The sequence below is a fragment of the Streptomyces sp. TN58 genome (assembly GCF_001941845.1).
Taxonomy (GTDB): domain Bacteria; phylum Actinomycetota; class Actinomycetes; order Streptomycetales; family Streptomycetaceae; genus Streptomyces.
Window position 1 is genome coordinate 5,692,884 of sequence record NZ_CP018870.1, and the last position, 13,471, is coordinate 5,706,354.

The 13,471-nt window shown below is 70.6% G+C and carries 3 protein-coding genes; all 3 read left to right on the forward strand.

What is annotated here, in order from left to right; all coding sequences use genetic code 11:
* Positions 1-143 precede the first annotated feature (143 nt).
* Genes BSL84_RS25915 through BSL84_RS25925 form a run of 3 tightly spaced genes read left to right on the forward strand, consistent with a single transcriptional unit; the run spans position 144 to position 13,425 of the window.
* Positions 144-6,443 (forward strand): protein kinase domain-containing protein, encoded by a 6,300-nt coding sequence (locus BSL84_RS25915; protein WP_075972232.1) that lies wholly within the window; start codon positions 144-146, stop codon positions 6,441-6,443.
* Between the two features lie 44 nt (positions 6,444-6,487).
* Positions 6,488-9,397, forward strand: a complete 2,910-nt coding sequence (locus BSL84_RS25920; protein ID WP_075971220.1) for a DEAD/DEAH box helicase — start codon at positions 6,488-6,490, stop codon at positions 9,395-9,397.
* Complete coding sequence (locus BSL84_RS25925; RefSeq protein WP_075971221.1) at positions 9,397-13,425, forward strand: Eco57I restriction-modification methylase domain-containing protein; 4,029 nt, start codon at positions 9,397-9,399, stop codon at positions 13,423-13,425. Before BSL84_RS25920 ends, BSL84_RS25925 begins: the two co-directional genes overlap by 1 nt.
* Positions 13,426-13,471 lie beyond the last annotated feature (46 nt).

Consider the following 13,471-nt stretch of genomic DNA (forward strand, 5'->3'; position numbering starts at 1 on the left):
TGTTGTTTACGATTGAACTCTCGTGTACGCTGCTCGCGGGGCTGGGGGTCTGCCCGCGTCGCGAGACGGGGCGTTCTCCCGTGGGGAGTCGTGTGCTCGCAGGGCCACGCGAAAACGCAAGGGAATGGGCTGTGGCGACGGAGATGATCGCGGGGCGGTTCCGGCTCCTGGGGGCTGTGGACTCGGGCAACATGGGCGAGGTCCACAGAGCCGAGGATCTGGAGGCCGCTCCAGGCGACGCCGATCGCGTCGTGGCGGTCAAGCTGATCCTCCGGCGTCGGTCCGGCCTGCAGATCGACACGCACGGCGACGCCAAGACCGTGGAACGGTTCGCCCGCGAGGTCCGGATCATGCAGACCTTCGCCCGGCACCCCAACCTCCCGCGTACGATCGCCGGCGGTGTGGACGACACGAACGGCGGCCTGCCCTACCTCGCGATGGAATTCCTCGACGGCCATCCTCTGGCCGACCTGGTCGCCGACGAGCCGCAGCTGCCGATCTCCTGGGCGGCGGCCATCGCGGCGCAGATGGCGGAGGGGCTCAAGGCCGCCCACGTCGAGGGCGTCGTGCACCGCGACCTCAAGCCCCGCAATGTCATGCTCACCCGCGGTGGCCTCGTGAAGGTCCTCGACTTCGGCATGGGCCGGATCGTCGACGACCCGGACGGTACCAAGCTCACCAGCACGGGCGTCACCGTCGGCACCGCCCGCTACATGGCACCCGAGCAGTTCCAGGGCGGAGCCGTAACCCCGGCGGCGGACCTCTACGCTCTCGGCTGCGTCCTGTACGAGATGCTCCTCGGCGTACCGCCGTTTGTCGGCACCTCCGCGTACGAACTCGGCGAGAAGCACGTCCGTCAGGCACCGAACCCGGTCAGGCTGGTCCGGCACGACGTCCCCGAGGCGCTCGCCCGCCTCGTCGACCGCCTCCTCGCCAAGGACCCGGCGGACCGCCCCGAGAGCGCCGCCGCCGTACGGGACGCCCTGCTGCCCTTCGTCGCGCCCGCCGAACCACTGCCCGCCTGGCGCGAGTTCGACCCGGTGGGCCGCCTCCTCCAGGACCGGGCCGCGCTCTCCACGCCCACGGCGCGGCAGGCTCCGGCCGACCAGCCGCCCGCCCAGACCCGCCCACACACGTCCGGTATGGACGTCTTCGGCGTCCACCGGGACCTGATCGACGAGTACCGCGCCTTCACCCAGGGCGGCACGATCATCCGTGACGAACGCGTCGCCGACTTCGTCCGGCGCGACCTCGACGCCAAGTCCCAGTGGCCCAACCCGTGGATCTCCCTCAACCCCTTCTTCGACTCCGCCGGCACCGTTGCCGAGCTCGCTTCCCAGGGCGTCCTCCACCCCGAGTGCGCGCGGATCTTCCAGGCGAAGAAGACCAGGGGCGGCACCGTCTGCGACGGCCGCCCCCTCACCCTTCACCAACACCAGCGCGAAGCCGTCGACGCCGCCCGGTCCGGGGCGTCCTACGTCCTCACCACCGGCACCGGCTCGGGCAAGTCCCTCTCCTACATCGTGCCCATCGTCGACAAGGTCCTCAGGGACCGGGAGACGGAGCCGAGAGGGACGGCCAAGAGAGTCCGTGCGATCATCGTCTACCCCATGAACGCCCTGGCCAACAGCCAGCTCAAGGAGCTGGAGAAGTACCTGAGGGACGGCTACGGCGCAGGACGCGAGCCCGTCACCTTCGCCCGCTACACCGGCCAGGAGGACGACGCCGCCCGCAGGGAGATCCGTGACAACCCGCCGGACATCCTGCTCACCAACTACGTGATGCTGGAGCTGATGCTCACCCGCCCCGACGACCGCGACAGCCTCGTCCGGATGGCCAAGGGCCTCGAATTCCTCGTCTTCGACGAACTCCACACCTACCGAGGCCGCCAGGGCGCCGATGTCGCCCTGCTCATCCGACGTGTCCGCGAGGCGTGCCAGGCCGACCGTCTCCAGTGCGTCGGAACCTCCGCCACCATGTCCACCGAGGGCACGATCGACGAGCAGAAGAGCGTGGTCGCGGGCGTCGCCTCCAAGCTCTTCGGCACGAGGATCCGCACCGAGCACGTCATCGGCGAGACCCTGGTCCGCGCCACCGACCCGGCCCCCGACACCGTCCCTGCCGAGCGGCTGCGCACCACCGACGCGCCCCGTGCGTACGCGGACCTGGTCCGCGACCCGCTCGCCCGCTGGATCGAGACCCGCTTCGGCCTGGCCACCGACACCCTCACCGACCGCCTCGTCCGCCAGAAGCCCGCCAAGATCGAGGACGCGGCCGAGGACCTCGCCCGGGAGAGCGGCGTGTCCGTCGAGGACTGCGCCGCGGCTCTGCGCGCCACCCTGGAGGCCGGCTCGCAGGCCCGTCACCCCGTCACGGAACGCCCCCTCTTCGCCTTCCGCCTCCACCAGTTCCTCTCCAAGGGCGACACCGTCTACGTCACCCTGGAGGACCCGGAAAGCCGCCACCTCACCCGTGACTACCAGCAGGTGCAGCCCGGCACCGACGGCAAGCTCCTCATCCCGCTCGCCTTCTGCCGGGAGTGCGGCCAGGAGTACCTGACGGTGTGGCGCACCGAGAAGGACGGAGAGGTCCGCTACGAGTCCCGCCGCGACACCTCCGCCACGGGCGGCAGGGCCGGCGACGGCTACCTCTACGTCGGCCGCCCGTGGCCCCGCTCGCTCGACGAGGCCGTCGCCGAGCGCAAGCTGCCGGAGTCGTGGCTGGAGCTCGACGACCGTGGTCAGGAAGTCGTCAGGAAGTCGTACCGCGAGCGCGCGCCCCGCGCCGTGACCGTCGACCCCTATGGGTACGAAGGACGGGGCGACCTGGACGCCGCCTTCATCCCGGCCCCGTTCCGCTTCTGCATCCAGTGCTCGGTGTCCTACGAGCAGCCGCGTGGCAAGGACTTCGCGAAGCTCGCGACCCTCGACCAGGAAGGCCGGTCCTCCGCCACCTCCCTGGTGTCGGCGGCCGTCGTCCGCTCCCTCAAGGCCGTGCCCGAGGAAGCCCTCGACAAGGAGGCGCGCAAGCTCCTCACCTTCGTCGACAACCGCCAGGACGCCTCCCTCCAGGCCGGCCACTTCAACGACTTCGTCCAGATCACCCAGCTGCGCGGCGCGCTCTACCGGGCCGCCCTGGACGCCGGGGAAGAAGGCATCCACCACGAGGAGCTGGCCACCCGCGTGGCGAACGCCCTCGCCCTGGACCCCGTCGAGTACACCGGCCAGTCGGACCTGCCGCCCGCCCTCGCCCGCAACGCGGCCAAGACCCTGCGTGACGTCATCGCCTTCCGTCTCTACCTCGACCTGGAGAGCGGCTGGCGCATCACCATGCCGAACCTGGAGCGGACAGGTCTGCTGACGATCGACTACGCGGACCTCCAGTGGGTCGCCGAGCGTGACGAGCGCTGGCAGGACACGCATGCGGCGCTCCGCGGCGCCGACCCCGCCCTGCGCGCCGAGATCACGCGGACGCTCCTGGACGACATGCGCCGCGAACTCGCCATCGACGTCCAGTACTTCCGCGACGACTTCGACGCCCTCCAGCGTGCCAGCGAGGAACGCCTCATCGACCCGTGGGTCCTCGGCAGGTCCGACGCGCCCAGGGTCAAGACCGCCTACCCGCAGCCCTCCAGCCCCGGCATGGACCGTTCCGGGCACTTCCTCTCGGCCCGCGGCAAGTTCGGCAAGTACCTGCGCCGCACCGCACCCACGGTCTTCGACGCGCGCGACGGCGTGAAGTTGGACAACACCGACCTCCAGAAGGTCATCGTGGACCTGCTGAAGGTGCTCGCGAAGGCCGGCCTGGTCACCGAGGTCAGTGCCGCCCCCCAGCGCGCCGGCCGCTTCCGCGCGCCGACCGGTCCCGCCGCCACCGGCTACCGGATCTCCGCCGCCTCCCTCATCTGGCGGGCCGGCCCCGGCGAGTCCGGCGCCCACGACCCTCTCACCCGCACCTACGCCAGCGGCGACGGGCCGCGCGTCAACACCTTCTTCCGCGACCTCTACCGCAACGCCGCCGCCGAACTGTCCGGCCTGTTCGCCCGTGAGCACACCGCCCAGGTCGACCCCGCCGAGCGTGAGCGCCGCGAAGAAGCCTTCAGCAAGGCCGAACTGAAGCTTCTCTACTGCTCCCCGACCATGGAGCTGGGCGTCGACATCTCGTCCCTCAACGCGGTCATGATGCGCAACGTGCCGCCCACCCCGGCCAACTACGCACAGCGCAGCGGACGCGCCGGCCGGAGCGGCCAGCCCGCCCTCGTCACCACGTACTGCGCCACCGGCAACAGCCACGACCAGTACTACTTCCGTCGCTCCGAGCGCATGGTGGCGGGTGCCGTCGCCCCGCCGCGCCTCGACCTCGCCAACGAAGACCTCGTCCTCTCCCACCTCCAGGGCATCTGGCTCGCCGAGGCCGGGCTGAAGCTCGGCCGGGCCATTCCGCAGATCATCGACATCGCGTACGACGAGAGCCTGGGCCGCCCGAACCCGGCGCTCCACCTCCACGACGACCTGTACGCGGCCTCCCGCGACGCCGACGCGCAGGCCCGCACGGTGGCGGCGGCCCACCGGGTCCTCGGCCCGTTGCTTGCCGACTTCGCCATGACCGTTTGGTGGGACGAGCGCTGGATCGAGGACCGTGTCCGTACCGCCCCCGACCGCTTCGACCGCGCCTTCGACCGCTGGCGAGACCTCTTCCGGGCCGCCCTCGTCGACCAGTACGTCCAGAACAAGCGGGTCCTCGACCACACCCTCACGGAAGGCGACCGGCGGCGCGCCGTCGCCCGCCGCAAGGAGGCCGAGACCCAGCTCAATCTCCTCAAGAACGAGACCCCGGACAGCAGGTCCGTCCTCTCCGACTTCAACCCCTACCGCTACCTCGCCTCCGAGGGCTTCCTGCCCGGCTACTCCTTCCCCCGCCTGCCGCTGGCCGCCTACATCCCGACCACCGGCCGTCGCCACGGCGACGGCGACTACCTCCAGCGCCCCCGTTTCCTCGCCATCCGCGAGTTCGGCCCCGGCGCGCTGATCTACCACGAGGGCGCCCGCTACCAGGTGACCCGCGTCCAGCTGCCCCCGGACTCCTCCGGCGACATCGCCACCACTGCGGCAACCCGCTGCAAGCACTGCGGCTACCACCACGATCCCGAGCAGCGCGCCGACGTCTGCGACATGTGCAAGGAGCCGCTCGGCGCCGCCGCCTACAACCTGCTGCACCTGCACACCGTCTACACCCAGCGCCGGGAGCGGATCTCCTCCGACGAGGAGGAGCGCCGCAGGGCCGGATTCCGGCTGGAGATCTCGTACCGCTTCCAGGACCACGGCATCCGCAAGGGCCGCCAGGACGCCCACGTCTCGGACCCGGCGGGCAGTCTCGCCACGATCTCGTACGGCGACTCGGCCACCGTCCGCATCACCAACAAGGGACGGCTGCGCGCCAAGGAGAACGAGCAGGACGGCTACTGGCTCGACCCCGCAAGCGGCCACTGGATGAACGAACGCGATGCCGCCGAGGCGTCCGGCGACTCCAGCGAGATGCCGGTCATCGACCCGGACGGCAACGAGAAGCGCCGCAGGAAGCGAGTCGTCCCCTTCGTCGAGGACCGCCGCAACATCCTCGTCGTCACCCTCGACGAGCCGCTGCCCGAACCCATCGCCCTCACTCTCATGTACGCCCTGGAGCGGGGCGTCGAGGCGGCGTTCGAGCTGGAGGACTCCGAGCTCACCAGCGAACTGCTCCCGCCCGACGACGGTCCCCGCAACCGCTTCCTGCTCACCGAGGCCGCGGAGGGCGGCGCCGGAGTCCTGCGCCGCCTCCAGGCCGAGCCCGGAGCGCTCGCCGTCGCCGCCCGCCGCGCCCTGGAGATCTGCCACTTCGACGAGCACGGAGTGGACCAGGCCGAGCAGCACTGCGCCCGAGGCTGCTACGACTGCCTGCTCACCTACGGCAACCAGCTCGACCACGCGGCCATCGACCGCCACACCGTCGTCCACCTGCTGCGCCGCCTCGCCTCCGCCGTGTCCGAGCCCGAAGGGCGGGGCGAGTCCCCGACGGAGCAGCACCGGCGGCTCGTCGAGGAGCTGGGGCGAACGGCCCCGAAGCTCGCCGACACGCCGGCCGACGACACCGACGACATGGCGAACACTCCCCTGGAGCAGACCCTCGTCAACTGGCTCAGGGACCACGGCCTGCGCCTGCCCGACGAGGGCCAGACTCTCGTCGGCACCGCCCTCCCCGACTTCGTCTACCACCTGCCCGGAGTCAACCTCGCCGTCTTCGTCGACGGGCCGGACAGGGAGGAGGACGCCACCCGGGACGAGGACGCCGAGGAGCGCCTCTACGACGCCGGCTGGGGCGTCGTCCGCTTCCCGGCCGACCCCGCCGACTGGGACGCCGTCGTCGCCCGCCACGCCCGCTACTTCGGCGGCCCCGCCGCCTCCTGACCACGGAACCGACCGACCACCCGAGGACCCCGAGGACTCACCCGATGACGCTCACCTACTCCGCCGGTTCCCTGGTCACCGCCCGAGGCCGCGAATGGGTCGTGCTCCCCGAGAGCGCCCCCGACATGCTCGTCCTGCGCCCGCTCGGCGGTTCCGACGACGACATCGCCGCCGTCTTCCCCGCCTTCGAGGACGTCAGAGGCGCCGAGTTCGCCCCGCCGTCCGCCGCCGACCTCGGCGACCACCGCGCCGCCGGGCTGCTGCGCTCCGCCCTCCGCATCGGCTTCCGCTCCGGAGCCGGCCCCTTCCGCTCCCTCGCCGGCATCGCCGTCGAACCCCGCGCCTACCAGCTCGTCCCGCTCCTCATGGCGCTGCGGCAGAGCACCGTACGGCTCCTCATCTCCGACGACGTCGGTATCGGCAAGACCGTCGAGGCCGGCCTCATCGCGAGCGAACTCCTCGCCCAGGGCGAGGCACGCGGCCTTGCCGTCCTCTGCTCACCGGCCCTCGCCGAGCAGTGGCAGGAGGAGCTGCGCACCAAGTTCGGCCTCGACGCCGAACTCGTCCTCGCCTCCACCGTCTCCCGCCTGGAGCGCGGCCTGGACCTGGGGCAGTCGCTCTTCGACAAGTACCCCCACGTCATCGTCTCCACCGACTTCATCAAGTCCACCCGCCACCGCGACGACTTCGTCAAGCACTGCCCCGACCTGGTGATCGTCGACGAGGCCCACACCTGCGTCGTCGCCGACGACACCACCTCCACGCAGAACCAGCTCCGCTACGAGCTGCTGCGCCGCGTAGCCGAGGACGCCGAGCGTCACCTGCTCCTCGTGACCGCCACCCCGCACAGCGGCAAGGAGTCCGCCTTCCGCAACCTTCTCGGCCTGGTCAGGCCCGAACTGGCAGGCACGGACCTGGACTCCGACCGGGGCCGACGGCTCCTCGCCCAGCACTTCGTGCAGCGCAAGCGCGCCGACGTACGCCAGTACCTGACGACCGAGGACGGCCTCGGCGACGACAGCCTGGCCGAGCGGACCGCGTTCCCGTCCGACCGCTTCTTCAAGGACGAGACCTACAAGCTGTCACCGGCCTACCGCGCCCTCCTCGACGACGCCATCGCCTATGCGAGCGAGCGCGTCGAGGCCGCCGGCAGCCAGGGCAAGCGCGAGGCCCGTATCGCCTGGTGGTCCGCGATCGCCCTGCTCCGCTCCCTCGTCTCCTCCCCGCGCGCCGCCGCCCAGACCCTCCGTACGCGCTCCGCCGCCGCGGCCGCCGCCAGCGCCGAGGAAGCCGACCGCTTCGGCGCGCCCCTCACCCGTGACGCGGCCGACAGCGACAGCCTGGAGGGCATGGACGTGGCCCCCGGTGCCGAGACCGACGACGCGGGCGCCCGCCTCGCCGAACTCGCCGACCGGGCCGCCGCCCTGGAGGGCCCGGAAGGCGACCTGAAGCTGAAGGCCCTGGTCAAGCACCTCAAGGCGCTGCTCGCCGACGGCTACCACCCGATCGTCTTCTGCCGCTACATCCCCACCGCCGAGTACGTCGCCGAGCACCTGGGCGGCAAGCTCGGCAAGAAGACCGTCGTTCGCGCCGTCACCGGCACCCTCTCGCCCCAGCAGCGCATCGAGCGGATCGAGGAGCTGGCGGAGGAGGCCGGGCAGGACCCCGCCGCCCGCCGCGTCCTCGTCGCCACCGACTGCCTCTCCGAGGGCGTCAACCTCCAGCACCACTTCGACGCCGTCGTCCACTACGACCTCGCCTGGAATCCCACCCGCCACGACCAGCGTGAGGGCCGCGTCGACCGCTACGGGCAGCAGCGCGACGAGGTCCGGGTCATCACCCTGTACGGCAGCGACAACGGCATCGACGGCAAGGTCCTCGACGTCCTCATCAAGAAGCACCGCCAGATCAAGAAGGACCTCGGCATCTCCGTCTCCGTCCCCGACGAGACCTCCTCCGGCGTCACCGACGCCATCGTGGAGTGGCTGCTGCTGCGCGGCCGGGAGGGGGAGCAGGGAACCCTCTTCGAGGCAGACTCCTTCCAGCAGAGCTTCGCCGACCTGGAGGCCGACTGGAAGTCGGCGGCCGAACGCGAGACCCGCTCCCGCTCCCGGTTCGCCCAGCGCTCCATCCACCCGGAGGAGGTCGCCCGCGAGGTCCTCGCCATCCGCGACACCCTCGGCCGCGCCGACGAGGTGAACGACTTCGTACGGACCTCCCTCGCGGCCCTGGAAGCCCACCTGGTGGAGGCGGGCGACGGCTCCGGCGACTTCACCGCCGAGGTCAGCGGCACCTCCGCCGGCCTGCGCGACGCCCTCGCCCCCGTCGTCGGCTCCGCCGCCGTCGAAGGCGCCCGCCCCATCCCGTTCCGTACGACCTCGGCCGTGGCCCGGGGCGAGGCCGCCCTCGTCCGCACCGACCCCGTCGTCGGTGCCATCGCCACCCACGTCCTGAACTCCGCCCTCGACAGCCAGGCCGACGGCCGCCGCCCCGCCCGCCGCTGCGGTGTCGTCGCCACCCGCGCCGTCGACACCCGCACGACCCTGCTCCTCGTCCGCTACCGCTTCCACCTCACGCTGCCCTCCCGGCAGGGGGAGAAGCAGCTCGTCGCCGAGGACGCCCGCCTCCTAGCCTTCCAGGGCTCCCCGAAGAACGCCGTGTGGCTGCCCGAGGACCGGGCCCATGCCCTCCTCACCGCCCAGGCCGCCGACAGCGTCGACCCCGACCACGGTGAGCACATGATGACCCGGGTCCTCGGCCAGCTCTCGGCTGTCACCGACCACTTGGAGCAGTACGGCGACACCCTCTCCGCCGAACTCCACGAGTCCCACCGGCGGGTCCGCCGCGCCTCCGACGAGATCGTCCGCGGCCTGCGGGTCACCGCCCAGAAGCCGGCCGACGTCCTCGGCGTCTACGTCTACCTGCCCGCCGCGTCCGGAGAGGCCGCCGTCTGATGTCCGCCACCACCCGCAACCAGGTCTTCTCCGCCGTTCACACCGTCGGCGGCCTGCTCCCCGCCGACATGCTGATCCGCATCGCCGACGGCAAGGACGTCAAGGGCTCCGCCCCCGCCGACTACCAGGTCATCGGCGCCCGTTCCGTACGCGACGAGGCCGAACGCCACTGGGACTACCTGAAGTCCGTCTGGCGCGAACTGCGCGAGAAGCTGCCGGTCGCCCCGGACGCCGAGACCCCGGCCGACCCGACCGGCCTGGCCGTCTCCCAGTGGCTGGAACCGCTCTTCGCCGAGCTGGGCTTCGGCCGCCTGACCCCGATCGGCGCCACCGGCATCCCGGCGGACAGCGACCCCGACCGCGTCTTCCCCATCAGCCACCGCTGGAACCACGCCCTCCTCCACATGACGGCTTGGAACGCCGACCTGGACAAGCGCACCGGCGGCGCGGGCACGGTCCCGCCCCAGTCCCTCGTCCAGGAGTGCCTGAACCGCACCGAGGCCCACCTGTGGGGCGTCCTCACCAACGGCCGCCGACTCCGGATCCTGCGCGACTCCAGTGCGCTCGCCACCGCCTCGTACGTCGAGTTCGACCTCGAAGCCATCTTCGACGGCGAACTCTTCAGTGAGTTCGTGCTCCTGTACCGCCTGCTGCACGTCTCCCGCTTCGCGGTGGCGGAGGGCGCGGCCCCGTCCGCCTGCTGGCTGGAGAAGTGGCGTACGGAGGCGATCGCCTCGGGTACACGGGCCCTGGAGCAGCTCCGCAAGGGCGTCCAGGAGGCCATCACCACCCTGGGCACGGGCTTCCTGCGCCACCCGGCGAACACGACCCTGCGCGAGGACACGGACGTCAAGGCCCTCCACGGGGCGCTGCTGAGGCTCGTCTACCGCCTGCTGTTCGTCTTCGTGGCGGAGGACCGCGATGTCCTGCACGGCAAGGAGGCGACGGAGCAGGCGCGGGAGCGTTATGCGTCGTACTTCTCCTCGGCTCGCCTGCGCGCCCACGCCCGCCGCCGCCGGGGCACAGCCCACGGCGACCTCTACCAGGCCCTCCGGATCGTCCTGGACGCCCTCGGCGACGAGAACGGCCGCCCGGAACTGGGCCTGCCGGGCCTCGGCGGCATCTTCGACGAGACGGAGACGGACGCCCCCCTGAAGGGCCTGTCCCTCTCGAACGAGTACCTCCTCACGGCCGTACGCCACCTCTCCCAGGTCCGGGACGCGGGTTCGCGGCGCTGGCGCACCGTCGACTACCGCCACCTGGACGCTGAGGAACTGGGCTCGATCTACGAGTCCCTGCTCGAACTGGTCCCGCAGCACAGCGCGGCCGACCGCACCTTCGAACTGGTGGAGCTGGCCGGCAACACGAGGAAGACGACGGGCTCGTACTACACCCCGTCCTCGCTCATCGAGTGCCTGCTCGACTCCGCACTGGACCCGGTCCTGGACGACGCGGTCAAGCGCGGCGAGCAGACGGCGAGCGCGGCGGGCGACCCGGACCCGTCGGACACGATCGTCCGCGAACTCCTTTCCCTCACGGTCTGCGACCCGGCCTGCGGCTCGGGCCACTTCCTGGTGGCGGCGTCGCGGCGGATCGCGAAGCGGGTGGCGGCGGTACGGGAACGTAACCCGGAGCCCACGCTTGAGGCCGTCCGCCACGCTCTGCACGAGGTCGTGGCGCGCTGCGTGTACGGCGTGGACCTCAACCCGATGGCCGTCGAGCTGGCCAAGGTGTCGCTGTGGCTGGAGGCCCTGGAACCGGGCAAGCCGCTGGGTTTCCTGGACGCCCACGTGAAGCACGGCAACGCGCTCATCGGGGCGACGCCGAAGCTGCTGCGGGGCGGGATTCCGGACGAGGCGTTCAAGCCGATCGAGGGCGACGACAAGAAGTACGCCAAGACCCTGGAGAAGCAGAACAAGGCGGAGCGGGGTGGCCAGCGGGGCCTCTTCGACCTCGGCGGCGAGACGAAGATTGCCAACACGGTCTTCGCGACGGGCCTGCGCCGCATCACCGGTGCCGCCTCGGACACCCTGGCCCAGGTGCGCCGGCAGGAGGCCGCCTACCAGGACTGGGCGGAGTCGACGGAGTACGTCCGCGCCCTGCACGTGGCCGACGCCTGGTGCGCCGCTTTCACGTGGCGCAAGAGGGCCGACGCTCCGATGGCGGTCACGGAGGAGGTCTTCCGTAACCTCCAGGATCCGACCTCGGACGCGGCCCCGCAGTCGACTCACGACGAGATCGTCCGCCTGCGGACGCAGTACCGGTTCTTCCACTGGCACCTGGAGTTCCCAGAGGTGTTCTCGGTCCCGGAGTCGGGAGTGGGGATCGATGAGGCGACGGGATGGGCCGGCGGGTTCGACTGTGTGCTGGGGAACCCGCCGTGGGAGCATCTTGAGCTCAAGGAGCAGGAGTTCTTCTCTGCACGCGCGGCGCACATTGCCGAGGCTGCGGGGGCGAAGCGGAAGAAGCTGATTGCAGGGCTTCCTGCGGGGGACCCTGCTCTGCACGAGGAATACGAGGCAGCCAAACGCGAGGTTGACGGAACGCGCCACTTTGCCAGCGGTTCGGGAGTATTTCCGCTGTGTGGGCGCGGCCGTATCAAGACGGACCCTGTCTTCACCGAGCAAGGGCGCAAGTTGACAGCGCCGCGCGGCCGAATGGGCGTGATCGTTCCGACGGGCATTGCGACGGATGCAACGACGCAGTACTTCTTCAAGGACCTGGTGCAGCAGGGCTCGATCGCGGCGCTGTACGACTTCGAGAACAGGGCCGGCCTGTTCCCGGACGTGGACTCCCGTATGAAGTTCAGCATCCTGTCCCTGACGGGCCGGGCACTGCGCGAGCCTGCCGCTCGGTTCGCCTTCTTCCTCCACGACCCGGCGGAGCTGGACGAGGCGGACAAGGCGTTCACGCTCACTCCGGAGGAGATCATCCTTCTCAACCCGAACACGGGCACCTGCCCGGTGTTCCGCTCCCGCCGCGACGCCGAGATCACCCTGGGCATTTACCGCCGTGTCCCGGTCCTGATCAAGGATGGTGATCCCAAGGGCAACCCCTGGGGTGTCTCGTTCATGCAGGGCTTGTTCAACATGACCAGCGACTCGCACCTCTTCAACACCCGCGAGGACCTGGAGGCCGAGGGGTGGCACCTGGAGGGGAACGCCTTCGCCAAGGGCGAGGCCCGAATGCTGCCCCTGTACGAGGCGAAGATGCTCCACCACTACGACCACCGCTGGGCTACCTACGACGAGGACGGCTCTACCCGTGACTTGCCCCTGGAGGAGAAGTGTGACCCGGGCGCGGTGGTTCTGCCTCGCTACTGGGTCGCTGAACGCGAGGTAGACGAGAAGCTGGCCTCGAAGCGCTGGAAGCGGAAGTGGCTCCTCGGCTGGCGCGACATCTGCCGTGCCACCGACGAGCGCACCGCGATTTCGTTCTCCTTCCCCAAGTCGGCGGTGGGTAACAAGATTCCCCTCATGCTGGCGGACCAACCTCCGGCTGCTCTGGTCGCGTTGATTGCCTGTCAGGGTTCGCTCGCCCACGACTTCGCCAGCCGACAGAAGGTCGGCGGAATCACCATGAACTTCTTCATCTGGCAGCAGCTTCCCGTACTAGCCCCGGGCGCGCTGCTGTCGCACTACCAATGGGTCGGCATCAGGGCCAAGGAACTCAGCTTCACTTCGTGGGATATGGCTCACCTTGCCCGTGACCTCGGCGACATCGGCGCCCCCTTCATCTGGGACGAAGACCGCCGTACCGTCATCCGTGCCGAACTCGACGCCCTGTTCTTCCACCTCTACGGGATCACCCGAGACGACGTCGACTACATCCTCGACACCTTTCCCATCGTCAAGCGCAAGGACGAGGCCAAGTACGGCACCTACCGCACCAAGGACCTCATCCTCGCCGAGTACGACCGCATGGCGGCGGCCGGCGTCAGCCTGACCACGCCCCTCGTGGACGGCGAGAACTACACCTCCACCCTCACGCCGCCCCCGGGCCACGGCCCCCGCCACCCGGCAGCCTGACGCGCACCACTGCCTACGCGGCCCGGACCGGAGGAGAGCACCACGG